General features: G+C 54.0%; 23 protein-coding genes. 13 read left to right on the forward strand and 10 right to left on the reverse strand.

Translation table 11 applies throughout. The features are described 5' to 3' along the window. Nucleotides 1-770: 770 nt before the first annotated feature. The gene (locus A3193_RS16290) at nt 771-1,580 is read left to right on the forward strand and encodes a PEP-CTERM sorting domain-containing protein (RefSeq protein WP_069003183.1); all 810 of its coding nucleotides are present in this window, start codon (nt 771-773) and stop codon (nt 1,578-1,580) included. A 131-nt stretch (nt 1,581-1,711) separates the two neighbouring features. Here A3193_RS16290 and A3193_RS16295 read toward each other — a convergent pair whose 3' ends face one another. Together A3193_RS16295 and A3193_RS16300 are read right to left on the reverse strand one after the other, a co-directional pair. Beyond that, complete coding sequence (locus A3193_RS16295; RefSeq protein ID WP_235615018.1) at nt 1,712-2,959, reverse strand: HDOD domain-containing protein; 1,248 nt, start codon at nt 2,957-2,959, stop codon at nt 1,712-1,714. A 29-nt stretch (nt 2,960-2,988) separates the two neighbouring features. After that, entirely contained in the window at nt 2,989-3,957 is a 969-nt protein-coding gene (locus A3193_RS16300; RefSeq protein WP_069003182.1) for a dihydroorotate dehydrogenase, read from the reverse strand. Nucleotides 3,958-3,991: 34 nt separating this feature from the next. Here A3193_RS16300 and trmL point away from each other — a divergent pair, with 34 nt between their 5' ends. Next, complete coding sequence (gene trmL, locus A3193_RS16305; RefSeq protein WP_069003181.1) at nt 3,992-4,456, forward strand: tRNA (uridine(34)/cytosine(34)/5-carboxymethylaminomethyluridine(34)-2'-O)-methyltransferase TrmL; 465 nt, start codon at nt 3,992-3,994, stop codon at nt 4,454-4,456. Between the two features lie 194 nt (nt 4,457-4,650). Here trmL and A3193_RS16310 read toward each other — a convergent pair whose 3' ends face one another. From A3193_RS16310 to A3193_RS16325, 4 genes are all read right to left on the reverse strand, one after another. Further along, the gene (locus tag A3193_RS16310; RefSeq protein ID WP_069003180.1) at nt 4,651-5,661 is read right to left on the reverse strand and encodes an NAD(P)H-dependent glycerol-3-phosphate dehydrogenase; all 1,011 of its coding nucleotides are present in this window, start codon (nt 5,659-5,661) and stop codon (nt 4,651-4,653) included. Next, complete coding sequence (secB, locus tag A3193_RS16315) at nt 5,661-6,146, reverse strand: protein-export chaperone SecB (protein ID WP_069003179.1); 486 nt, start codon at nt 6,144-6,146, stop codon at nt 5,661-5,663. The genes A3193_RS16310 and secB overlap by 1 nt, the downstream gene beginning before the upstream one ends. Before the next feature lie 21 nt (nt 6,147-6,167). Next, entirely contained in the window at nt 6,168-6,590 is a 423-nt protein-coding gene (locus A3193_RS16320) for a rhodanese-like domain-containing protein (protein ID WP_069003178.1), read from the reverse strand. Nucleotides 6,591-6,766: 176 nt separating this feature from the next. Then, complete coding sequence (locus A3193_RS16325) at nt 6,767-7,072, reverse strand: ArsR/SmtB family transcription factor (RefSeq protein ID WP_069004087.1); 306 nt, start codon at nt 7,070-7,072, stop codon at nt 6,767-6,769. Nucleotides 7,073-7,466: 394 nt separating this feature from the next. Here A3193_RS16325 and gpmI point away from each other — a divergent pair, with 394 nt between their 5' ends. The 6 genes from gpmI (at nt 7,467) to gspD (ending at nt 15,811) form a co-directional block, all read left to right on the forward strand. Then, nucleotides 7,467-9,020, forward strand: a complete 1,554-nt coding sequence (gpmI, locus tag A3193_RS16330; RefSeq protein WP_069003177.1) for a 2,3-bisphosphoglycerate-independent phosphoglycerate mutase — start codon at nt 7,467-7,469, stop codon at nt 9,018-9,020. Between the two features lie 3 nt (nt 9,021-9,023). Further along, entirely contained in the window at nt 9,024-10,274 is a 1,251-nt protein-coding gene (locus A3193_RS16335; protein ID WP_071932352.1) for a murein hydrolase activator EnvC family protein, read from the forward strand. 135 nt (nt 10,275-10,409) lie between these two features. After that, nucleotides 10,410-11,735 carry a S41 family peptidase gene (locus A3193_RS16340; RefSeq protein ID WP_069003175.1) on the forward strand — a complete coding sequence of 442 codons (1,326 nt, stop codon included), beginning with the start codon at nt 10,410-10,412 and terminating at the stop codon, nt 11,733-11,735. A 112-nt stretch (nt 11,736-11,847) separates the two neighbouring features. Then, a complete protein-coding gene (locus A3193_RS16345; RefSeq protein WP_069003174.1) occupies nt 11,848-12,684 on the forward strand; it encodes a divergent polysaccharide deacetylase family protein in 837 nt (278 codons plus the stop codon). A 192-nt stretch (nt 12,685-12,876) separates the two neighbouring features. Beyond that, on the forward strand, nt 12,877-13,425 hold the full coding sequence (locus tag A3193_RS16350) for a DJ-1 family glyoxalase III (protein ID WP_069003173.1): 549 nt from the start codon (nt 12,877-12,879) through the stop codon (nt 13,423-13,425). A 226-nt stretch (nt 13,426-13,651) separates the two neighbouring features. Further along, nucleotides 13,652-15,811, forward strand: a complete 2,160-nt coding sequence (gene gspD / locus A3193_RS16355; RefSeq protein ID WP_069003172.1) for a type II secretion system secretin GspD — start codon at nt 13,652-13,654, stop codon at nt 15,809-15,811. A gap of 8 nt (nt 15,812-15,819) precedes the next feature. Here the strand turns inward: gspD and A3193_RS16360 are convergent, their stop codons facing one another. After that, complete coding sequence (locus tag A3193_RS16360; RefSeq protein ID WP_069003171.1) at nt 15,820-17,334, reverse strand: YifB family Mg chelatase-like AAA ATPase; 1,515 nt, start codon at nt 17,332-17,334, stop codon at nt 15,820-15,822. Nucleotides 17,335-17,449: 115 nt separating this feature from the next. Next, nucleotides 17,450-17,695, reverse strand: coding sequence for a ubiquinone biosynthesis accessory factor UbiK (gene ubiK, locus A3193_RS16365; RefSeq protein WP_068994689.1), 246 nt, complete (start codon nt 17,693-17,695; stop codon nt 17,450-17,452). 379 nt (nt 17,696-18,074) lie between these two features. Between ubiK and A3193_RS16370 the strand changes: the two genes are divergently transcribed. From A3193_RS16370 to A3193_RS16390, 5 genes are all read left to right on the forward strand, one after another. Further along, nucleotides 18,075-18,752 (forward strand): TorF family putative porin, encoded by a 678-nt coding sequence (locus A3193_RS16370; RefSeq protein WP_069003170.1) that lies wholly within the window; start codon nt 18,075-18,077, stop codon nt 18,750-18,752. A gap of 67 nt (nt 18,753-18,819) precedes the next feature. Next, nucleotides 18,820-19,158, forward strand: coding sequence for a P-II family nitrogen regulator (locus A3193_RS16375; RefSeq protein WP_069003169.1), 339 nt, complete (start codon nt 18,820-18,822; stop codon nt 19,156-19,158). A gap of 30 nt (nt 19,159-19,188) precedes the next feature. Further along, complete coding sequence (locus tag A3193_RS16380) at nt 19,189-20,451, forward strand: ammonium transporter (protein ID WP_069015306.1); 1,263 nt, start codon at nt 19,189-19,191, stop codon at nt 20,449-20,451. 386 nt (nt 20,452-20,837) lie between these two features. After that, nucleotides 20,838-21,287 (forward strand): DUF4124 domain-containing protein, encoded by a 450-nt coding sequence (locus A3193_RS16385; RefSeq protein WP_068994685.1) that lies wholly within the window; start codon nt 20,838-20,840, stop codon nt 21,285-21,287. A 406-nt stretch (nt 21,288-21,693) separates the two neighbouring features. Next, nucleotides 21,694-22,023, forward strand: a complete 330-nt coding sequence (locus tag A3193_RS16390; RefSeq protein ID WP_069003167.1) for a peptidoglycan-binding domain-containing protein — start codon at nt 21,694-21,696, stop codon at nt 22,021-22,023. Between the two features lie 131 nt (nt 22,024-22,154). On the opposite strand, the gene A3193_RS16395 is transcribed toward A3193_RS16390, so the two are convergent. Both A3193_RS16395 and A3193_RS16400 read right to left on the reverse strand, forming a co-directional pair. Further along, complete coding sequence (locus A3193_RS16395; protein WP_141694553.1) at nt 22,155-24,401, reverse strand: patatin-like phospholipase family protein; 2,247 nt, start codon at nt 24,399-24,401, stop codon at nt 22,155-22,157. 306 nt (nt 24,402-24,707) lie between these two features. After that, nucleotides 24,708-25,052: a TusE/DsrC/DsvC family sulfur relay protein gene (locus A3193_RS16400; protein ID WP_069003166.1), complete on the reverse strand. Its 345-nt coding sequence runs from the start codon at nt 25,050-25,052 to the stop codon at nt 24,708-24,710. Nucleotides 25,053-25,106: the final 54 nt, after the last annotated feature.

The following is a 25,106-nucleotide window of genomic DNA, read 5'->3' on the forward strand; positions in this document are numbered from 1 at the left end:
TGTTGAGATGTGTACCAGAGTTGTGATCTGTCTACACCTATAAAGACTCATTATATTTGTAAAGCTTTGATTAGTGAAGTTCATCAGTTTTCAGTTGATCAAGATCTCAAGCTCTGTGCAATGTATCATCCTCTGCGTAGACTGCCTCAGGGGAGGTGGCGTCTGGCTCTCTGCTCTATTTCCATCATGTTACAGAGCCGGCTTAATCCATGGGTAGAGGAAAAAGGTCGTTATCGAGAAACCAAAGTCTCTCATTCAGTTGAGTAGTATCCCGAACAAGTGTGAAAGATGACCATGACATGTTGCGGCTTGGGATATTGATGTTCTAAATGGCGCTTAGGCTGTCGCTGTATCCTCTCGGGATGTTTGAAATGGCGATCTAAAAGGCTTCACGTTGAGAAGCTGATATGGTCAGGTTGGTTGAAAAACGGATCTCAATTCCTACAGTGATTGGTGTGGTAAAGGGCTATTTATTAAGGTGTTGTTTAATTTTTTTTAATTGACGGCGCTTTATCCTGTGTGTTGCAATTCTGTGAATTGAGCCAGGATAGACGGGCCTGATTGGCTCTTCCTTGCACCGGATCGATCCGACTAAACAGGGTCTAGTCAGAGGCAAATTAATTAGGCGCTGTTTAGTTGTCCTGAAGAGTGTCGGGATAATTTACACAACGCATTAGTCGGTTTTTTCTATCTCATTGTTTTTGGCAAATAAAAGCGTTTGGCCCATTTTTTGCTCAAGGATACGATCATTACAAAAGGGAGTATTACTCATGAAATTTGGAATTCCACACCTCATTGCCACGGGCCTAGCATCACTGCTCTATCTCGGATCGGCACAGGCGATTCCTCTCTATTACTCTTTTGAAGGCACTGTAGCCGCTTATCCAATTTCCGATCAGTCGGGTTTCTTAGGGGATGTAGGCCTGGGTGCAGGTGACAGTGTGTCATTCACTTTCATGATCGACAAAGACCGGCAGGGTACCCGTACCGGGCCGAATGGTGAGATCGTTGAAGATCAGGACAGGATTTTTCCCGGCATGCAGAACGCTCCTGGCGCACTCGAGAATTACATCCTCCACGATAGCTTTCATGTCGAACTGGTAGAGTCATCCGTGTTTGACCTGGTGCAGGGCCTCTATCCGGGCCGGGGTAGTGACGATCCATGGAGCGGTAGTGGCTATTCAAACTCAGCCTATCGGAATGGTCTGTTGGACGAGGGTTTTGGTGAAGTCTCCCTGTTCGGCAGCTCTGACTCTCTCGGCTCCAGCGGCCTCTATATCTACAGTGACATGTCGAAATGGGAAATTGGTACCACCCTGTCAGCGGACAATGTGACGAGATTAAACGGGCATCAGCCAGGCGACCGGTCCTCCTCGTTCAGATCTGAATTGTTATTGACCGCAGTTTCATCGGTTAACCCGGCTGCTGCTTCGGATTCATCTCTGGTTTCAGGTATCTCAGGAGGGCCTGGTACAGAAGGAGGTCTGCCCCGTGTTTCAGTGCCTGAGCCTTCGACATTCCTGTTGATGGGGCTGGGTCTGCTGGGTATCGGTGCGAGACGCTATCTCAAGTCAGCTTGAATCAGCAGTCATCACTGGCCCTAACTCAAATGGTGGGTAGACCCATTTGAGTGATCGCATCCCGGTAATCGCTGGTATTTGATGACCAGCGGCTATCCGGGGGACGTTTTGAATTGAATCCCTGCGTGCAATCAGCCCATCAGCATCGCTTCAGCGTGGGCGATTTTTTCATCGGCCTTATCAAGAATCTTCAAGCTTAGTTTGGGTGTTAATTCACCCAGATTGAGCCGTCCAAAGGCCGGTACCTGATCGAGACTTGGCAGGCTGCTCATCGCGGGGCTGCCGATGAATGTATGCAGCTGCGCCACGATCACAAGATCGGCGTAATCTGCCTCGCCCTCGATTTCACGAAGCCAGTTTTCCGCATGTATGGTGACTTCAATCAAGTCCTCGATAAAACCCCAGTTACGCAGGATGACACTGCCGATTCTGCCACGCATATCCGCTACAACCTGATCGAGCTTTTCAGCATCATTGGCAACTTCGGGAAAGCGTTCGGCATAACTGAGAATCGCCACGTTACCAATGTCATGTAGCAGTCCGGCCAGCATGGCATGCTCCGGATTGAAGCGTTTGGTGACCTTGGAGAGGATGTAGCAGACGGCACTGACCTTGACACTGTGTGTCCATAGATCTCGCATGTGATCCTTCAAGATACTGGAGCGGGTATTGAACAGATCGCGCAGCGCAAAGGTCAGCACCAGTTTATGAGTGGTGTCGGCGCCGAGCCGGACAATCGCGGCAGCACAGGAGTCAACCGGCGTGACGCCGGCATACAGCGGGCTGTTTGCCGCGCGGATCAGTTTGGTGGTGATGGCGGGATCTGTCTGTACGATTTCTGCCAGTTTACGTGCGTTGGTGTTTTCGTCCCGCATCGCCCTGCCGACACGCACCGCAACATCCGGCAGACTGGGCAGTACAAGTTTATCCTCATCGAGATCCGCCAACAGTGCCTCGGTCAGACTGTTCTCCGCACTGTCTTTGTCGTAGGGTTTGATCTCCCCATCGATTTCGGTGGCGGTTATCCCCTCCTCATCATCAGAGATGAGTCCTTTGATCAGGGCGTTGTCCACCATCAGATATTCAACTGGAGAGATCGCCTCGACACTGTAGCGACGGGGAATCAGACTGGCGATGGGATTTTGCGCTTTAGGCGTATCTGCACTGATTTCACTGATGCGTCCATCCTCTGAATAGAGCTGCACTCTGCCTTTCAGCAGGTAGAGGCTGAATTCCGTTGTGTCACCCAGCTCTATGATCATCAATCCTTTGCCGGCTGTATAGGTCTTGAGCGAGCGACTCAGGAGTTCGAGCTGATCATCGGACAGATGATGCAGTGGATTAAGTTGTTTTAGGATTTCAGGTGATGGATGGCTCATAGTCTCACTCATTGTTCCTTTCTCGATGATCAACAGCCACACTTGCTGGGTTTTGATTGATTCATCTGGAGTGTTCCAACCAGCTGATCCACAGAGGAGAGCTGATGGGATTTAAGATACTCAGTAATACCCGTATTGATCGATTTGCACACCAAAGGATCGTAGAACAGTGCGGTTCCGATACCGACAGCACTGGCGCCTGCAATGATGAATTCCAGAGCATCCTCAGCCGAAGTGATGCCGCCTTGGCCGATGATCGGGATCTGATGGGTTTTGCAGACCTGGTAGACCTGATGAACCTTGAGCAGTGCTACAGGCTTGATTGCAGGACCTGACAATCCTCCCTGGTTATTGCCGATGATGGGCGTTCTGCTCTCGATATCGATCGCCATGCCCATCAGGGTGTTGATCACTGAAAAGGCATCACTCCCGGCTTCAATACACCCCTTTGCATTGGACGCTATGTCGGTTTGATTGGGGGAGAGTTTGGTTATCAATGGTTTGTCTGTCGCTTTACGACAGGTCTCAACCACCTTGGCGGACATGGCAGGATCGTTGCCGAAGGCCACCCCCCCCTCTTTCACATTCGGGCAGGAGATATTGATCTCGATGGCATCGATGGGTGAGTCATCGAAGCGGCGGGTTACCTCGTAATACTCCTCCACACTCGATCCTGAGACATTGGCTATGAAGCGGGTCTCGGTAAAGTCCAGGTTGGGCAGTATTTGATTGACTACGTGGTCGACCCCGGGGTTTTGCAGCCCGATGGCGTTGAGCATGCCCTGGGGTGTTTCGTAGACCCGGTGGGGTTGATTGCCGAGACGGGCATCCTGGGTGGTTCCTTTGAGGCAGACAGCCCCCACATCCCGATTGCTAAACCCGTTTACCCTTGTGTACTCTTCACCAAATCCGACGCACCCGGAGAGGAGAACAATGGGGCTGTTGAACGACATACCACAAAAATCGGTATTCAATGTTGGCTGGCTATTGCTGCTCATGAACCTTTATATAATCTTCAGTTAGGAGGGTGGGGTGTTTCATATCGTACTCTATGAGCCGGAGATCCCACCGAATACAGGTAATATCATACGCCTGTGTGCCAATAGTGGCAGCAAATTGCATTTGATTCACCCCCTGGGTTTCAAGCTGGATGATAAACGTTTAAGGCGGGCAGGTCTCGACTATCATGAATGGGCCGATGTTGGGGAATATGCTTCGCTCGATGAGTTTCTTGCCGATGTGAGGCCAGAGCGGCTGTTTGCCTGTACAACCAAGGGCCAACGTGGCTATGCTGCCGTCGACTATCAGCCTGGCGATGCCCTGCTATTCGGCCCTGAGAGCCGGGGTCTACCGGCAGAAGTCCTACAGGCGCTGGATCCCCAGCAGCGTATCCGCATTCCGATGAAGCCTCACAGTCGCAGTCTCAATCTCTCCAACGCTGTGGCATTGATCCTGTATGAGGCCTGGCGGCAGTGTGACTATCTCGGTGGTAAATGATTAATTGGGTCTCAGCACGATTGGCACTTACTTAAGCGCCAAGAGACACATTGCATTGAGCGTATCAAAGGGTTTTTGGTGGGGCATGGCCCCACCCTACTGTTGAATTCAGAGTGTAGGGTGGGGCCATGCCCCACCAATGACTGGTTAAGTCCGCACCATTCGGTCTCAGTATGCCCCGGTTGGGGCGTAGCTCAGAGACCCTCTGCTTTCTGGCTTCTGTCCAGCAGGTTGTGGACGGCTGTTTTCGGATTCAGATCCTCATACAACACCCGGTAGACCTGCTCTGAAATCGGCATCTCGACCTGCAGCCGCTGAGCCAGGGCGTAAACCTCTTTGGCGGTATGCACACCCTCAACCTCCTGACCGATCTTCGCTCTCGCGCTCTCGAGTGTCTGGCCCTCGGCCAGGGCAAGGCCCATACGGCGGTTGCGGGATTGATTGTCGGTACAGGTCAGCAGCAGGTCGCCCAATCCAGCCAGCCCCATGAAGGTTTCCGATTTTCCACCAAGTTTCAGCCCCAGTCGCATGATTTCGGTGAGGCCACGGGTGATCAGTGCGGAACGGGTATTGGCGCCGAATCCAAGCCCATCGGCGATGCCGGCGGCGATCGCCAGCACGTTTTTGCTTGCACCGCCTACCTGCACACCAATCATGTCGCTGCTGGTATAGGCGCGAAACCATGAGGTATGCAGCCTGTTGGCCAGGCGATCGGCATGTGCCGGGTTGGTAGAGGCAACCGTAATGGCAGTCGGCAATCCTCGGGCCACCTCACCGGCAAAGGTGGGACCTGAGATCACGGCCAGATCCCGGCCAGGCAGATGGCTGGCGGCCACTTCGCTGAGCAGTCGCTGACTGCCCGGTTCAAACCCTTTGGTGGCCCAGGCTATTCCGGGATTGCCGTCGAGCAGAGGTTCGATGGCCTTGGTAACGGCGCTGAAGGCGTGGCTGGGTACTGCGATGATCACCTCCGAAGCCTGCTCCAGGGTTCGCTGCAGGTCAGCTTCCGGGGTGAGTGAGGGGGGCAGCGGGACGCCAGGTAGAAACTGTCGATTCTCCCGATCTTCGAGCAGTGCATCGACTTCGGCTTTGAGATGCCCCCAAAGCCGTACCGGTTGTCCCTCGCTACTCAGCAGTATGGCGAGTGCGGTTCCCCAGGAACCGGCACCCAGAACCGCAACGGCTTGTTCCCTGGCGTCACCCATTAATGCTGACTTTGGCCTTCAGCCTCTGTCTCTGCGCGTTTCGCCCGCTCCTGCTGATGTTGAGCGTAGATCATGTCGAAATTGACCGGCTGCAATACCATCTGTGGAAAACTGCCCTTGGTGATCAGGTCAGAGACCACTTCCCTCACATAGGGAAACAGCTGGTTGGGGCAGAAGGCGCCGAGCAGGGGGCCCATCTCTTGCTCCGGAAAGCCCTTGGCGGTGAAGATCCCGGCCTGTTTGACCTCCGCCAGATAGGCGGTCTGCTCCCCCAGTTTGGTGGTGACCGTGACCGTCAGGGTCACCTCGAAAACATCATCGTTGAGTTTATTGACTTCGGTATTCAGATTGACCCCGGTTTCCGGCTTCCACTCCTGCTGGAAAACAGCCGGAGAGTTTGGGGTCTCAAAAGAGATATCCTTGGTATAGATGCGTTGAACGGCAAATTCTCGGTTCGGCGCGTCTTGCTTGGCTTCTTCGGTCATGTTGGTTTCCTGGTGGTGAGACTACTTTTTCTTACGTGTGACAGGCAGGTTGTCACTCTGCCAGGCGAGTATACCGCCTTTTAGGTTGAACACCTCTTCAAACCCGGCTTTCTTCAGATGTTGGCAGGCGGCGGATGACTGGGCACCGGACCGACAGCTGACGATGATCGGTTTGTCCTTATATTTGTTCAACGCCCCGATCTGGCTGGCGAAGCCATTGCTGGGAATATTGATGGCATTGATGATATGGCCTTTGTTGAAGTCCGCTGCCGGTCTGACATCGACCACCACCGCTTCACGGTTGTTGATCAATTCTGTTGCGGCAGAGGGCCCGACAGCGCTCCTGTCAGTGTGAGAGAGATTGAAGATCAAAAGGCCCGTGACCAGTGAAAAGGACGTGACGAGTACCCAGTGATTCATCGCAAATTCGATGAGTTGTTCCATTCGGCGCCTCATGTGCAGCTGATTGTTCTACAGGGAGCGGAGTTTATACCAGCCAGCAGCAATGGTTAAGGGGTGTGTGGCCAGAGCTGGTGAATTTGGCTGTGCAGAGCACAGCCATGGGAGAGTTTATTTGATTCTACGGGGCAGCAGCAGAAGGTGGTTTTGCTGCTGAGCTCTCAGGGCGTGTGGGTACAGAAGACTTCCCGCATCATGCCGATCAACTTCAAGGTGCGGAAATCGCTGACCCGATAGTAGACCCGGTTGGCATCCTTGCGTGAAGCGAGAATGCCTTTATCCCGCAAAATCGCAAGATGCTGCGAGATATTGCTCTGAGAGGTGCCCACCTGTTCGACAATCTCCTGGACGCTGACTTCCTGAGCGCCAAGGGTGCATAGAATCTTCAACCTCAGAGGATGTGACATGGCCTTCAGAGAGCGGGAGGCGCGGTCAACATCGTCATCTGTGGCAAACAGATTATTCATGCCCTCGGGTTCATTCAACTCCAGGGGTTGGGCGCTTTTACTGTACTTGTGTTCCATATACGTCCAGCCTTTTACTAGTAACTAATACAATAATACGCTGTTTTTCGTGGCAATGAGAACCCCTTTATTTAATCTGGTTACTTTTTATCCATTTTTTGCTTTCAATGGGGTTCGGTAGCCATTAAAAGCCTTGCAGTATAAAGGGAATATCCATTTATCACACATACTGAAAGAAAAACCATCAATCTTTATTTCAGATTGATGAAATGGTACTGGTTTTCTGGTCTGGTCAGGTATTTGGTGATTTAATTGGCGACTGAATGTCAGACAGTTTTTTTGACCACCCTTTATCACCGCTTACCGCGCTAAATAGTCTTTATTGAAGAGAATCAACATGAGCGACAGACCTAAACCGGTCGTCCTGACCATTCTGGATGGTTGGGGTTATAGTGAAGACACAGAAGTAAATGCCATCACAGAAGCCCGTACTCCGGTTTGGGATCGATTGTGGCGTGAGCATCCGCATACCCTGATTACCACGGCGGGGGCTGCCGTGGGGCTGCCTGGTGGCCAGATGGGCAACTCTGAAGTGGGTCATCTCAATCTGGGGGCCGGCAGAGTCGTCTACCAGGAGTTTACCCGGGTCTCCCGGTCAATCCGCACCGGTTCGTTCTTCACCAATGAGACTTTGACCACAGCCGTCGATAAGGCGGTCGAGAACGGCAAGACCGTGCATCTGCTCGGGCTGCTCTCTCCCGGCGGGGTGCACAGTCATGAGGAGCATATCCATGCAATGGCCAAACTGGCGGTCGAGCGTGGCGCCAAACAGGTCTATTTCCATGCATTCCTGGATGGTCGGGATACTCCGCCGAAAAGTGCCGAAGCATCCCTGGTCGCCCTGACTGAGGTGTTCGAATCTCTGGGTGTGGGCCGCATCGCCAGCCTGATCGGACGTTACTTTGCGATGGACAGGGACAACCGCTGGGAGCGGGTGGAGCAGGCCTACAATCTGTTGGTGGACGGTAAAGCGGCTTATCAGGTGGAAGATGCGATTAGCGGACTGCAGGATGCCTATCAACGGGGTGAGACCGATGAGTTTGTGGCTTCAACCTCGGTAACCCCGCCCGGCGCATCCCCAGCCAGAGTGGAAGATGGGGATGTGATGCTGTTCCTCAACTACCGGGCGGATCGGGCACGACAGCTGACCAAATCCTTCGTTGAGACTGACTTTGACGCGTTCAAGCGAGAGCGGGTTCCGGCGTTGGCGGAGTTTGTCAGCCTGACCCGTTACCATAAGCAGTTTGATATCCCGGTCGCCTTTCCTCCCGAGAAATTGCGCAATGTATTCGGTGAATACATCGCCAAACAGGGTCTGCTGCAGCTGCGTCTCGCAGAGACGGAGAAGTATGCCCATGTGACCTTTTTCTTCAATGGCGGGCGAGAGAAACCGTTTGAAGGTGAAGACCGGATTCTGGTGCCCTCACCCCAGGTGGCGACCTACGATCTGAAGCCGGAGATGAGCGCGGAGGAGGTGACGGACCATCTTGTCGAGGCCATCGAGAGCGGTAAATACGACGCCATCATCTGTAATTTCGCCAACAGTGACATGGTGGGGCATACCGGCAAGTTCGAGGCGGCCAAGCTGGCCATCGAAACCCTGGACCACTGTCTGGGCCGGGTGCTCAAGGCGCTCCATCTGGTCGATGGCGAGATGCTGGTCACCGCCGATCACGGCAATGCGGAACAGATGGAGGATCATATCAACCATCAACCTCATACGGCTCACACCACCAATCCGGTGCCTCTGGTCTATGTCGGTAGGCACAATGCCCAGCTGCTTGAGGGCGGCGCACTCTGCGATATCTCCCCAACCCTGCTGAAGATCATGGGGTTGTCACAACCGGATGAGATGAAGGGGCGGTCTCTGATTGAGTTCGATGAGGCCTAATCTGTGTTGTGTCTGAGTCGCCTTGCGGCGCTCTGTGTTGGATGCTGTCTCGCCTTGATGGCGATGCAGGTAGCAGCGGAGGCCTCTGAAGAGGAGGCAAAGACAAAACTCGAACAGGTCAAACGCAAGATTCAGACGCTGCAGCAGCAGTTACGCAACACCGAAGGCAAACGGCAGGAGCAGAGTCATGCGCTGCAGGAGATGGAAACGCAGATCGGTACGCTGGCCCGCCGGATTCGGGTCACCAGGCAGAGTTTGAAACGTCAACAGCGTCGTCTGTCGGAGCTGGAAGGGGAACGGGCCGATGCCCGACTGCGTCTGGATCAACACCGCTCATCGCTTGAAAGACAGCTTCGCGCCGCCTACGCCATGGGGCGGCAGGAAAAAATGAAAATCCTGCTCAATCAACAAGATCCAGCAGTAGTCAGTCGGGTGATGGTGTATTACGATTACTTTAATACGGCCCGCCTGAAACAGATGGAGCAGATTCGGGTGAATCTGCAGAAATTGAACAAGATTGAACAGCAAATTGCTCGGGAGGAGCAACGCCTGCAACAACTCCAATCGAAAAACCTGACGCAGAAAAAACAGCTCGAAGCGGCTCAGTCCGGGCGTAAAAGGATCATCGCCAGTCTCAACAGCCGATTGAAAAACAAAGGTCAGGAGTTAGAGAGTCTGAAAACAGACGAGAAACAGCTGCAGTCTCTGCTGGAGGAGATTCAACAGGCGCTGGTGGATATCCCGATCAATCCAACGGCCCATGTCTCGTTCCAAAAGCGCAAAGGTAAGTTGCCCTGGCCATCCAGCGGCAAGCTGGAGGCCCGTTTCGGTTCCACCCGGGAGGTGGGTAAATTGAAATGGGACGGGGTGCTGATCTCCGCACCGGAAGGACAGGAGGTGCGAGCGATTCACCACGGCAGAGTGGCGTTTGCCGACTGGTTACGAGGCTTTGGCTTGTTGTTGATCATTGATCACGGTGAAGGCTTTATGAGTCTTTACGGGCACAATCAGAGCCTCTTCAAAGAGACCGGTGAGTGGGTGGAGCCTGGAGAGGTGGTTGCTCAGGTGGGTAACAGTGGGGGTCGCGCCTCATCGGGGGTCTATTTTGGCATTCGGCATAACGGAAAGCCGAAAAACCCAACCCAATGGTGTCGTCGGATCCGGGGGCGGGTGATTGCGGGTAAGGCTGTGAAGGAACTATCTTTTTATCCAGTTACTCACAACACAAAGAGCGACAGATTGGCGTCACGCTGAGGATCTCGGATGGAGATCGGTCAGCAGCGCGTTTCAAGCGGCGGGTTGAGCATTGGCTGGCCCTCTGGAGATGATCCGGCCGCATCGAATCATGAGCCTGCTACTCAAGTAGCGGCACGAATGTAGGAAAAGCAGATGATGAAAGCCGTTATGCGGAATAACCGACTGGGTTTCAGCCTGATAGTGATGGCTGTAATGCTGATACCTTTTGCACTGCCCGCGGAAGAGGATGGGGAGTCCAAGAACAACCTGCCGCTGCAGCAGTTGAGAACCTTTGCGGACATTTTCGGGCGTATCAAAGCAAACTACGTGGAACCGGTGGATGATGAGGTACTGCTGGAAAATGCCATCCGCGGCATGGTTTCCGGGCTCGATCCACACTCCAACTATCTGGATGCGGAAGACTACAAGGATCTGCAGGTCGGAACCAAAGGTGAGTTCGGTGGCCTGGGCATCGAGGTGGGCATGGAAGACGGCTTTGTCAAAGTGATCGCGCCGATCGATGACACGCCGGCGGCCAGGGCCGGTGTCCGCAGCGGTGATCTGATTGTGCGCCTCGATGAGACACCGGTGAAGGGCATGAGCCTGAATGAGGCGGTTGCCCTGATGCGCGGCAAACCGGGTACGCCCCTGGAGCTGACCATCATCCGTGAAGGGGAAGAGAAGCCAATCAAAATCACCGTGGTGCGGGACGTGATCCGGGTTGCCAGCGTCAAGAGCCGCCTGCTGGATGATCGATTTGCCTACTTACGGATCTCTCAGTTTCAAACCCATACCGCCAGAGACATGCTGAAAGTGCTGCGCAAGTTGAAAGGTGAATCCGAGGGGGATCTGCAGGGCATGGTGCTGGATCTGCGCAACAATCCGGGCGGGGTGTTGAATGCCGCCGTCTCGGTCAGTGACGCCTTTCTCGAAGATGGCCTGATTGTCTATACCAAGGGCCGTGAGACCGACTCCCAGCTGCGTTTCGAAGCGGCGCCGGATGATGTGCTCGAAGGGGCGCCGATTGTGGTGCTGGTGAATGAAGGCTCCGCCTCCGCTTCGGAGATTGTGGCGGGTGCGCTGCAGGATCATGGGCGCGCCGTCATCATGGGCAGCCAGACCTTCGGTAAGGGTTCTGTCCAGACCATCATTCCGATCACCGATACCGCCGCAGTGAAGCTGACCACGGCACGTTACTTCACCCCATCCGGTCGTTCGATTCAGGCGGAAGGGATCAAACCGGATATCGAGTTGGAGGACTTTACCCTCTCAAAGGTGAAGAAAGATCAGGTTGGACCGATCAAGGAGTCGAATCTGACCGGTCACCTGGAGAACGGCAACGAGGAGAGTGAGGAAAACCAGCCATCCGATTCGGATCAAGGGGATGAGTCGGTGGCCGCTAAAGATTATCAACTGGGTGAGGCGTTGAATCTGCTGAAGGGTCTTGCCATTCTGAATGCCAGAAAAGGGGCGGGGTAAAATACCGATAACTTGTGCACTATCCGATTCTAAAGCGTGACATCAGAGGCTCGCACAGCACCCAGGTCAGGGTGTACTGCAGCGGTGACGGCCGGCCTTTGCCAAACATCCGATGAGCAGACTGTTTCTGATCGGGCTATGGATAGTTATCGCCTTCTCCCCTACCCTCAAGGCTGAGCTTCAGCAGAATCCTCAACTGGAACACCCGGTCAGGATCGGCCTGATCATCGATGATCTGGGCAACCAGAAAGCCGCGGGAGAACGGGCGATCAATCTACCGGGCCCGGTGACTTACGCTTTTTTGCCGCAAACCCCCTTTACCTGGCATTTGGCGACCCGCGCCCATGAGCTCAACAAAGAGGTGATGCTGCATCTGCCCATGGAGTCCGATCTGGGTAATCCTCTGGGGAATGGGGCGCTGACACTGGCGATGCCCAAATCCCACTTTGTCGCAACCCTGAAGCGCAATCTCGCCTCGGTGCCCTATGTTGCCGGAGTCAACAACCATATGGGGAGCCTGCTCACCCGGGATCCCACGGCGATGCGCTGGATCATGTCGGAGTTACGTCGTCAGGGGCTCTATTTCATCGACAGCCGCACTACCGAACTGACCGTGGCCGAAAGGGTGGCGCAGCGCCATCTGATCAGTAATGGACGTCGGGATGTGTTTCTCGACAATGTGCCGGAAAAGTCACTCATCAGGTTGCAGCTCCAGAAGTTGGTGGCGATCGCCCGGGAGCGGGGTGAAGCGATTGGAATCGGTCACCCCTATGGGGCGACCCTGGCTGTATTGCAGGAAGAATTGCCTAAACTTAAACAGCAGGGGATCGAACTGGTCCCGGTTTCTGAAATCATCAAACACAGGAGTTTCGTAATCCAACAGGCTAAAATTGATAGACTCAGCGAGGCGAGAAGCGGTAAGCTGCTAGGCGTGCGAGCGCAGGACTAGCAGTCGCTAATTCAAAGGAGCACAACAACGCAGATTTCCGCTTCTCGCCTCGCCCGAAGGGAGCCCCCCAAATAGGCCCATTCGGCGTTGCCGTCCTTGACAATGGGATAGCCATTGCCTGCGGACGGCGCCATGACTGGGCCTCTTTGGGTGGCTCTGAGTCTATCAATATTAGCCTGTTGGAGTACTGAAATGGCACGCGTCCTCGTCCCCCTAGCGCAAGGGTGTGAAGAGCTGGAAGCTGTCACCATCACCGACCTGCTGACCCGGGCCGGTGTGACGGTGGTCACCGCCGGGCTCGATGAGAATCCGGTCAAGGCGTCACGTGGCGTGACACTGCTACCCGATACCACTCTTGACGATGTGAATGCCGATGAATTCGATATGGTGGTGCTGCCTGGCGGCTTGCCTGGCGCCGACTATCTCGATGCGGATCCGAGGATTCATGCAATCCTCAAGCAGCTGCATCAGCAGGGTAAATATACCGCTGCGATCTGTGCTGCACCGAAGGTATTGGCCGGTGCGGGTCTACTGGATGGGCGCCAGGCGACCAGCTATCCGGGCGTGCTCGACGGTATGAACCTGCCGCAGGTTGCTGTGATGTCGGATGCCGTGATCAGCGACGATAAGGTGATCACCTCCCGGGGGCCGGGAACCGCCATGGATTTTGCCCTGGAATTGATCGAGCAGTTGAAGGGCCGGGAGATTCGTAATGAAGTGGAACGGGGGCTTTGCCGATAAGCCTCCATCGTTGCAATCGATCACTGTCAAAAAACACCAGGCGGAACATCAGCTGGTGCAGGCTCACAACCTGCACCAGCCCCGGTTCGGATGGAACTCTCCAGCAGGATTTACACTCTCAAGTGACCGGCGGGCCCATTCAGGCTAAAATGTCCGATTGCCCGGTAGTTAGCCTATCCTGGCAGACTATTTCCAAGAGTAATCTTTTGCAGACAAACACCATCTGATGTCAATTAACACCATCTTCCCCGTTCTGCTGCTGGTCTTCGTTACCGGTTGTGCCAACCTCAACAGTCGCTCCGACAGTGAAGATCCGACCCTCGGTAAAAGTGAAGTCCCCCCCGGCCATTTGATTCCTGGCAGGCCAAAGGAGGATAAGGATACCGGTGTTGAGGCATTTGGCCGGGAGCGGCCATCACAGGCCAGCCCCAAAGCAGAGAAACCGGAGCTCTATTACGGTACCGGAAGGTTTGTCAAACAGGGCCGGGCCAGCGGTCGCAAGGGTATTGCAGAGTCAGCGGCCGGTGATATCACCCTGAATTTCGAGCAGGCGGATCTGCGGGAAGTGGTGCAGACCGTACTTGGTGAGTTACTCAACGAGAGCTATATTCTCGATCCGGCAGTAAAGGGTAAGGTGACCATCCAGACAGGAAAATCCCTGCGTCGAGCCGATCTGCTGCCAACCCTCGAGACCCTGCTGCGAATGAATGGGGCTGCGATGGTGCTGGTGGACGGGATCTACCGGATCCTGCCTCTGAGCAAAGCGATCCAGGGTCAGCAGGTTCCCAGGCTGGCGGATGGCAGCGCACCGATACCGGCGGGTTACGCTCTGCAGGTGGTGCCGTTGAAATATATCGGTGTACGGGAGATGGCCCAGATTCTCCAGCCCCTGGCACCAGCCAACAGTGTGATCCGGGTCGATGCCACCCGTAACCTGCTGGTGTTGGGTGGAACCGGCGGTGAACTGGCCGGACTGCTGGAGACCATTCAGCTGTTCGACGTGGATTGGATGGAGGGTTTGTCGGTCGGTTTTTTCCCTCTCAAATACGCCAAAGTCTCCAGCGTGACCAAGGAGCTGCAGGCGATCGTCGGCAGCATCGATACCAACCCCCTCGAGGGTATGTTCCGGGTGGTGCCCGTGGATGAAGCCGGCGGGATTCTGGTGGTTACCCCGCAGAAGCGCTATCTGGATCGGGTGGCGGAGTGGATACCGAGGCTCGACCGGGTCGACAGCCAGGAGTCGGGAACTGGGCAGAAGCTCTATGTCTATCGGGTACAGAATGGGGAAGCTGTGGAGCTTGCGGATATGCTGCAACAGCTCTTCTCAGCTTCAGGGGCAACTCAGAAAAAGAGCAAATCCGCTCAGGTAGCTCCAGGCAAGACGAAAAAGACTCTCAGCAGTTCAACCGAAAGTGAGTCGAAGAGCCTATCCACAACCTCAGTGGCTCGCATGACCTTTTTTGGTGCCGGGGGTAATGAGAGCAAGAGCGAGATCCGGGTTGTCGCAGATGATAAACATAACTCCCTGGTGATCACAGCAACCCCCTCACAATATGCCAACATGCTGGATGCTCTGGAGAAACTGGATGTGCGCCAGCTTCAGGTGATGGTGGAGGCGACCATCATCGAAGTGGCCCTGCAGGATGAGTTCAAATATGGATTACAGTGGGCTTTCAATTCGGATGTGGGTTCAAATTATCTTGGTGAAGGGGTGCTAAGCAGTGGCACATCCACTCTATTGGGCAATACATTGCCCGGCTTCAACTTTTCTGTTCTGCGTTCAGCGTCGGATGTCAGGGCGGTATTCAATGCCCTGGCCGAAGATTCTCTGATCCGGGTGCTCTCTTCGCCCTCTGTGATGGTGCTGGATAATGAAACCGCCTCGATCCAGGTGGGTGATGAAGTCCCGATTGTCGATCAGCAGCGTCAGTCCACCACAGATTCCGATTCACCCATTATCAACAGCATCAGTTATCGTGAAACCGGTGTGATGCTGGAAGTAACACCGCGGGTCAATCCCGGTGGCCTGGTGACTCTGGATGTGACTCAGGAGGTGAGTGATGTCTCTGACGTGGTGGCCTCCAGCACATCGGGCTCGCCGACCATCTCGACCCGCAAGATCAACAGTACCGTAGCGGTGAAAAATGGAGAAGTTCTGGTACTCGGAGGACTGATCACAGATCGGGATAACGAAGGCACCTCCGGTCTGCCGTTTTTAAGCAAGCTGCCGTTGATTGGCTGGCTGTTTGGTCAGGAGTCGAGTTTCAGTAAACGAACAGAACTGGTGGTGGTGCTTGTCCCGACCGTTGTATTCGATTCAACTGACAATCGCCAGGTGGTTGAATCCTTCCGAGCCAAGCTACAGGGTTTGAAAGGCTCTTTCTAAGTGGCTGCTCAGTATTCCTGTCTTCGGTCCAGCCGCCGATAACCAATCGCCTCACTCAGATGCTGGGTGAGGATCTCCGGGCTGGCTTCGAGATCGGCAATGGTGCGGGCCACTTTGATGATGCGGTGATAGGCGCGCATCGAGAGCCCCAGTTGATCGACCGCCTTCTGCAGCAGTTTCTGCCCCGCCCCGTCGATCTGGATATAGGTCTCGATATCACGCCCGGCAAGGGCCTGATTGGTCTTTCCCTGCCTCTGATACTGGCGTCTCCTGGCGGCAAGGATGCGGGCTTGAATCTGCTCACTCCCCTCCTCCCGGCTGTTGCTCTGTCTACCACCGATCGGGATCGGTTGTCTGGGGACTTCCACATGCATATCGATGCGGTCCAGCAGCGGGCCTGATATGCGGTTGCGGTAGCGGCTGATCTGTTCGATGGTGCAGTGGCAGCGGTTGCTGCCGTCTCCCAGATGGCCGCAGGGGCAGGGGTTCATGGCGGCGAGCAGCTGGAAGCGGGCCGGGTAGTCGGCCTGACGATTGGCCCGGGAGATGGTGATCGAGCCATTCTCCATCGGTTCACGCAGCACCTCCAGTACATGCCGGTCATACTCGGGCAGCTCATCGAGAAACAGTACCCCATGGTGGGCCAGGGAGATTTCGCCCGGTTTTGGATGACTGCCACCACCGACCAGCGCCACCGCAGAGGCTGTGTGGTGCGGAGCCCGGAAAGGTCGCTGGCTCCAGCAGCTTGAATCAAACGGCTGTTGCTGGGCGAGTGAGCGTATCGCCGCACTCTCCAGGGCCTCCTGTTCGGTCAGCGGTGGCAGGATGCCGGGCAGTCGGGCGGCCAGCATCGATTTCCCGGTTCCGGGCGGACCGATATAGAGTAGAGAGTGAGCACCCGCCGCTGAGATCTCCAGCGCCCGTTTCGCTTGCTGCTGACCGATAACGTCAGCCATATCGGGCTGCTCGGGTGTCGACTCGACGAGGGCCTTTTGCTGGGTCGGCAGGGTCTCCAGGCCTTTTAGGTGAGCGCAGACCTGTAACAGATGGTCGGCGGGCTGGCAGGTCAGACCCTCGACCAGAGCGGCTTCCGCCGCGTTATCTTCGGCCAGAATCAGTGCCCGCTTCGCATCCCGGGCTGCCAGGGCGGCGGGTAGGATGCCGTGTACCCGGCGCAACTGCCCCGAGAGTGCCAGCTCGCCGGCAAACTCATACTGATCCAGGGCCTGTTTCGGGATCTGCCCTGAGGCGGCGAGAATGCCCAGGGCGATCGGCAGATCGAAACGCCCCCCCTCTTTCGGCAGGTCGGCCGGAGCCAGATTGATGGTGATTCGGCGGGCGGGAAATTCGAACTGACTGTTGATCAGTGCGCCCCTGACACGATCCTTGCTCTCCCGTACTGCCATCTCCGGCAGGCCGACGATGGAGAGTGCAGGGAGTCCGTTGGCAAGATGAACCTCAACGGTCACCAGGGGTGAGTTGATGCCCTCCTGGGCGCGGGAATAGAGGATGGCGAGTGACATGGCTTCCTTCCATGGTGTAGCAGGTCGATGGTTCCGGTATCGACGTGACAATAATGGTGCGTTAATCTTTTCCGAGTTTCCCTGTCGGTTTGACAGGGCGACAGAATCGGGCAATTCAGCGTTGTTGTTCTTCCAACGCTTTGACCTGTTCCTCCAGGCGTTTCAGCTTCTCCCGTGTGCGGGATAAGACAGCGGCCTGCACCTCGAACTCCTCTCGGCTCACCAGGTCGAGCCTGGCCAGTCCGGACTCGAGTCCGGCACGCAGGTTTTTCATCACATCCCCCTGCATGCTTTGAATGCCTGCAGGCAGAGTGTTTGAGAGCCGTTGGGCCAGGTCGTCAATCAGTTTTGAATCTATCATGCAGCAGACAATAGCCAGTGTTGGTCCGCTTGTCCAGAGGCCCTCTGAGTCGGATTTAGTGTCGCTTTATTACAACGGTTTCGCTCTATGTGGTTCTGACGAGACGCTGTTGTGAACCCGCTCCCAGTTTGAAATATATGCACTGCTTTGGTGCACCAGAGCAGTGCATGCCCGCTTTTTGTGAATCCAAATAAGGCATAGCTTTTTTACCTGGCTGTAACAAAAAAGTGAATTATTAGGAAATTTATTTGATAAACAGAGGGTTGCAATGGTTGGCACGAAGTCTGATTAGTAAATGCCACATTCGGCTTATTACATGAAATAGCTGAACCCAATATTTCAACTTTGTCATGATCGTTTAGTAGAGGAATTGAAAACCATGAAAATGAACAAAATCGCTCTGGCCTGTGGTATTGCTATGCTGGGGCTGTCATCTATCGCTGCCGCTGATATCAGTGCCAACATCGGTGTCACCAGTAACTACGTCTGGCGTGGTCTGACCCAGTCTGCCAACAGTACCGCTTTCTCCGGTGGTATTGATTATTCTCACGAAAGTGGCCTCTATGCCGGTACCTGGATCTCTGAGGCTTGGGATGATTACGAGTTGGATTTCTATGGCGGCTACGGTGGTGAAATTTCTGGCGTCAGCTATGACGCTGGTCTGATCTACTACTCCTACTCAAGTGATTCGGAGTCTGACTTTGCTGAAGTCAATGCCAATGTGGGATGGAATTTCCTCTCAGCAGGTGTTGCCTATGTGATTTCTGCTGAAGATGCCGTGGAGGCAGTTGAAGAGGATCTCTATTTCTACATCGGCGCAGGCTTCGATCTTCCCGAAGACTTCTCTATTGGCCTGACCGTTGGTTTTGTCGAACCTGATGGCGATGATGATGCCGATGCGGATGACTACACCCACTATCAGATCGACCTGAGCAAGTCAGCCGGTGACTTTGGTGATGTGACCTTCAGTCTCTCTGACACCGACCTGGATGATACCGACGCTCCGGGTGAAGACTCCGATATGCGTTTCTTCGTCTCTTACTCAAAAGAGTTCTAAGCGACCTTTTTTCGTGACTAATCATACGTCCGCCTACGGGCGGACTCGATAACTGAGGAGTAACAGCATGAAAATGATTTCCGCAATCATCAAGCCATTCAAGCTTGATGATGTCAGAGAAGCGCTCTCTGACGTCGGTGTGGCCGGCATAACCGTCACCGAGGTGAAGGGATTCGGACGGCAGAAGGGTCATACCGAACTCTACCGTGGCGCCGAGTACGTGGTCGATTTTCTCCCCAAGATCAAAGTTGAGATCGCGGTGGATGACAGCATTGTCGACCAGGTCGTCGAAGCCATTACCAATGCCTCCAAGACCGGCAAGATTGGTGACGGCAAGATCTTTGTCACCACGCTGGAACAGGTGGTCCGTGTGCGTACTGGTGAAACCGGTTCTGAAGCACTGTAACCGATTTGTAACTACTTTCTGGAGAGTATCGTGGAAGCGATTACACATTTAAGCTACGCACTGGACACCTTCTATTTTCTGGTGTCTGGTGCACTCGTAATGTGGATGGCGGCAGGTTTCGCCATGCTCGAGGCCGGTCTGGTCCGAGCTAAGAACACTGCCGAAATCCTTACCAAAAACGTCGCCCTGTTTGCCATCGCCTGTATCATGTACATGCTGATGGGTTACAACATCATGTACCCGGCTGACGGCAACGGCATCATCCCTGCGCTGGATCTGAGCTTCATGTTCGGTGGCGACAACAGTGTTGAAGACGTGCTGGCCAGCAATGGCGATACCTACTATTCCGGTATGTCAGACTTCTTCTTCCAGGTGGTCTTCGTGGCTACCGCCATGTCGATCGTATCCGGTGCCGTGGCTGAGCGTATGAAGCTGTGGGCATTCCTGGTCTTCGCTGTGGCGATGACCGGTGTGATCTATCCCCTGCAGGGCTACTGGAAGTGGGGCGGCGGTTTCCTGGATGCGGCCGGCTTCAATGACTTTGCCGGTTCCGGTGTGGTGCATCTGTGTGGTGCATCTGCCGCTCTGGCCGGTGTCATCCTGCTCGGCGCTCGTAAGGGTAAATACTCCGCTGACGGTCGGGTTAACGCCATTCCTGGTGCCAACATGCCTCTGGCGACCCTGGGTACATTCATTCTCTGGTTGGGCTGGTTCGGCTTCAACGGTGGATCCGAACTGAAAGTCTCTGACATCGGTGAGGCCAATGCGGTAGCTGCCGTATTCGTCAACACCAATGCGGCAGCTGCCGGTGGTGTGATTGCGGCCCTGTTGACCGCCCGCGCCCTGTTCGGCAAGGCTGATCTGACCATGGCATTGAATGGCGCACTGGCTGGCCTGGTGGCGATCACTGCTGAGCCTTTGGCACCGACCCCACTCTGGGCAACCATTGTTGGCGCCATCGGCGGTATCCTGGTGGTCTTCTCCATCATCACCATGGATAAGATCAAGATCGACGATCCTGTTGGTGCGATCTCGGTGCATGGTGTGGTTGGCATGTGGGGCCTGATTGCCGTGCCCTTCTCCAATACCGATGCCGCCTTTGGTGCACAGTTCCTGGGTCTCGGCGTGATCTTCGCCTGGACTTTCATCGCCAGCTTCATCGTATGGCTGGTCCTCAAAGCGATCATGGGTATCCGTGTGAGCGAAGAGGAGGAGTACGAAGGCGTCGACCTCGGGGAATGCGGCATGGAAGCCTATCCGGAATTCACTGGTAATAGGGGGTCCGGACTCTAATCTCATATTGATGGGATTGACTACAAGGTAAAAAGGGCGCTTCGGCGCCCTTTTTTTTGTTCTTCAGGTCAGCCAATGAATGCCTATCAGGTCTGTTAGGGCCTGTTAACACTAATCCAATACGCCCGAATATTTTCTACGCTGTTTTTTTGATAGTCTATTTCAGGAACAACTGATTATTCCTCTCTACAACATCCCGGCGCATGCTGGACTAAAGTGCGAAGTGACCCGTTCAGAGAGTCAGGCGGCTGGATAGCAACATCTGTCTGAATTAGTATTCAATCAGTGGTTGTTTGGATGAATGGCCCCCCATGAGCCGCAACAGCGAGCGGCTTGGCGGGAATGGTTTAGTGATGGATACTTAATTACATTTCAAGGATTTGACAATGAATGTTTTGCTTCGGGCAGTCGTGATCAGCGCCATTTTCTCGCACAGTCTCTATGCGGGTGTCTATAAGTGGACCGATGAGCATGGACGGGTCCATTTCAGTGATCGCCCTGTTTCCGAATCTTCCACTGAGGTGAAGATCAAACAGACCCCCTCCTCCGGTTCCACTGGCGACTCCCCTCAGCAACGACAGCAGAAGATGCGCAAAATGCTCGATGCGTTTGAAGAGGAGCGTAGCGAAAAGAAAGAGGCCAAGCAGAAAGCAAAACAAGAGCGGGAAAAAAGAAAGAAAAAGTGTATCTATGCCAAAGACCGATATAACTCGCATAACAGGGCTCGTGGAATTTACAACTATAAGAAGGATGGGGATAGGAGTTATCTCAGCGAGGCTGAACGTAAAAGCCATATGCAGCGGTTAAAGGCGGATGTTGATCGCTGGTGCAAGTAGTGGACGGCCGATAATTTTCCCGCCCAAACAGACCCTAGGAGAGAAGCAACACCACTTTGCCTTGGATCGAACGGGTAGTCAGCCTGAAAACGATCAACCTATGATCGTCTGCAGCACTAAAGGCTGAGCATATTGAAATTCATGGTCTGATCGGTACGCGCTTCTGGATTGCTATTCTAACAAGTAAATATTACGCATTTTCCTTGGTGTCTTATTCACCTTTTTTATTGAACACTATCATATATTCTTATGTTCAATAGGCTGACAAAGTGCCCTGTATTGCTGAAAGGATATTCAGCTTGAATCACACAAGAAGAGAATTATTGCCGCTATAACACATCTGCTTGTTTTGGCTCAAAGCATTGCTGGCTGGCTAATAAAATCGATACCCGCAAGGAGACAAACGATGGAAAAGGCAGATCTACCGGACCTGGGGGATAAAGGTAACCAGCACTACGGTAGAAAAAAATATCCGCAAAAAGGTACTTCAGGCCTGGCCGTTGCCTATGTGCAGAATCTGTTAAATGCACGAATGCCCCCTCCCCCGCTTTGGGTCGACGGTATCTTCGGGCCTAAGACGGATAGTCGGGTCAGACAATATCAGGCAAGCCGTAGATTGGCGGTCGATGGCATCGTCGGTCCGATGACACTGGCGAGTCTGGAGGCGGGGCCGCCAGCAATCCGTAAACGACCAAGTGCAGGGAGTATGGTAATCCCGGCAACCGGTGGCGTTTAAAAACGCAAATGTCGAGAATTCAATCGAGGCTCAAGCCGGACTGAGCTCGGCGGGTCATGCCGCCGGGCATCTGTTGTCTTTAACCATTTTCTGCCAAGAAATCCGAAATTCGAAATCGGCAAGCAAGCGATTCAGAAAAATGAAAAGGTACGACCCAGGTATAGGTAATTTTCAGTGCGGCCATTTTCTGCAAAACCCCGTGCCAGGTATATTGGGCCAAGTGGTGAATCCATCGATAGGGTGATACTGCCTGCCGTTCTTAATCTATCCATGGCGATATCATCCCGCTCATCCCAGACATTGCCAGCTTCTAACGAGACTCCCGCATAGACCGGTATTTTTAAAACCGATCGACTGTCGCCCAGTTCTCTTAAATAGATCAATCGTATGAGTCCGGCGTAACGCCCGGCGAGTTCTGATTCCTGATAGCCGGAGAGATTGAACAGACCACCGATGGAAAATCCAGTGTTTACCGGTCCATCTGTATTGGTCACTCCGGCAGCGCCAGCCCACAGCATAAGGGTATTCTTGTTCCAGGTATTTGCCCACAGGCCATTGATATTGAATGTGTCATACTCTTCCTCAGCCCCAAGCTCATCTCTGCTGGCCGACCAGGATAGGTTTGCCATCAGCCCGTGACGGGGAAAATTGATGCTATCCAATTGGTCGTAAGTAAAGGTTACGACCCAAGTGCCGAATTTGATCTCTTCCGAGGAGGTCGACAGATCGCCAATGTATGGACTGACATCACCTGAGCCTGCATACGCGCCGATCTCGAGCTGGCCCCAATTGCCAAATTGACGTCCACCGGCGAGTAAAAAATTGGAGTAGTTCACATTCAGGTCAGCCACCTGGCGACCGGATTCAAATACCCCGGCATGGGTTTCGTAGTAACCCAGCAAAGTTCGAAAATAGTATCTGAGGTTATAGTCGATGGGTTGATACAGCTCTGTGGTGATCCGCTGATCATGGCCGATCTGCACTTCTGTACGCCATTCTCCCCCCATACTGTTGATGGGTGTCATGGTATGGCTTGAGGCCAGGTTGAAAATCCCGGATCCATCAAAATTGGTCTCCATGGTCAGGCCGAATCTTAAGTAGTTAGGCCCCCACTCCTTTTCTGTTGCACGAATCTTCAATTCGTTTTGGTGATCCTTCTGCAGAAGATTGTAATCGACCCGTTCAAAGATGTTCATGCCATACAGCTGATTGATCTCCTCCTCCAGTTTCGCGATATTGAGTTTTTCGCCCTCGCTTGCCGAAATGTTTGCCTGCAGTACATCCGTGCTCAGAGGCGAATGGTTTTCGAAGCTGATCTGGTCGATAAGCGGCGTTGCGCTCTCCCTTTGTCGGAGTGAGGTCATGTGTGCGGCATACAACTCTTCCGATAGAGAGAGTTGTGCCAGCTGCTGCGCCATTTGGTTTGCTGCGGTCATACCGTTGTCGATCATTTCAGCGGCACGCCAGAAGTCAGTGGACGAGTGGTTGCCTAGGTCCGGCTTTATCAAAATATCCTTGTCAGTGAGTTTTTCCAGTTGCTGTTGCGTATTGCTCAATGTGGAAAAGCCCAGAATCTGGTTGAGTATGCTCAGTGGCGATGAAAGCCCTTCCCGACTTTGTGGCTTGGTACTGAGATCAACCACGATCAATCTGTCGGCACCCAGATCAAGGGCTTGCTGAACTGGCAGGTTATTGGCGAATCCGCCGTCGACCAGTAACCGGCCGTGCCAATCGACTGGTGCAAAAACGCCAGGGATCGCCATGCTCGCAAGCATGGCGGTTGAGAGAGGGCCGTTAGCCAGTGTGACCGCTTCACCGGTCTCTATATCGGCGCCTACGGCACGAAATCTGATTGGCAGCAGATCGAAATCATCTGGCGCCAGCAGAGTCAGTGATTTAAGTCTGAGGCTAAGTTGCTGACCCTGTAGCAGTCCTTTCGGTATGACGAGGTTCCAGTCTTCAATCCCGGCTTCCTGCTTGATGAGAAAATCGTAATCATCGTGTTTGCGGCGAAAGCTCCGGTTCTGCCTGGGGGGTTGATCTTGAAATGCGGCATCCCAATCGGTTTCAGCCAGCAGTTGCTCAATCTCCTCCACCGTATAGCCATAGGCATACAGGCCACCGACGATGGCGCCCATGCTGGTGCCGGTTATCACATCGATGGGGATGTGGAGCGCTTCGAGTACTTTCAGTACCCCAATATGTGAAGCTCCCCGTGCGCCGCCTCCACTTAGCACAAGACCGATCACCGGGCGGTCGAGAGGCTGGGTTGCTGTTGCCGCATCCGCCTGCAGTCCGATACCAATCAGCAGGATTGAACAGGCGATGACTTTTACCGTCGATATGGATACACGGGATAGGGAGGTTATTAGGCGCACTGCATTGGTATCGATCAGCTTCAGGTTTCCCTATGTGAAAGTCCACGCATCTCGAAATCAATGCGCTCCAGTGCAAACGAACAGGCTTTGATCTCTGATCTCTCCAGCACACTGGCGAGAAACTTCAGGCATTGTTGAACACCCTCTCTTTTGCCGGAGAGATCAGCTCTGTTTTATTGTAGCGGCATTGTTCAGCCTGGTACCAGAGCGAATGGTCTTGAGTCCAGCCCTAGCTGTTGGGCTGTTGTGGGTAGAAAATAGGGAGTGGGGAGGGGCTGTAGCAGCCCCTCACGAGAGATTGATCGATCAGTGCACGCTGCCAAATGAGAGATCGAGCGAGTAGGGTGGCAGGGGAATGCCGGCAATCTTGCAGGCCTGAACAACCGGTCCTCTTGGGAAGAGGCTATAGAGATATTTCTTGCCACCCCGGTCTTTGACCTGTCCGGTCATGGCTTTGAGTACCAGTCTGGCGCTACAGGTGGCGCCATTCTGTTCGCAGTGACTGCGTAGGAAGTGGATCACTTCCCAATGGGCATCGGTCAGTTCGATATTCTCTTCGGCAGCAAGCTGAATGGCTTGTTCCTCAGTCCAATCCTCGAAGCCCTCGGGCGTATTGCTGTTCTCCACAGCCATAGGATTCATCTCAGGCATTGGTATTCTCCAGTGGTGGTGGTTGTATTTTTCGTGGTCGTATTATTGGGTTTT

The organism is Candidatus Thiodiazotropha endoloripes (genome assembly GCF_001708965.1).
Classification (GTDB): domain Bacteria; phylum Pseudomonadota; class Gammaproteobacteria; order Chromatiales; family Chromatiaceae; genus Thiodiazotropha; species Thiodiazotropha endoloripes.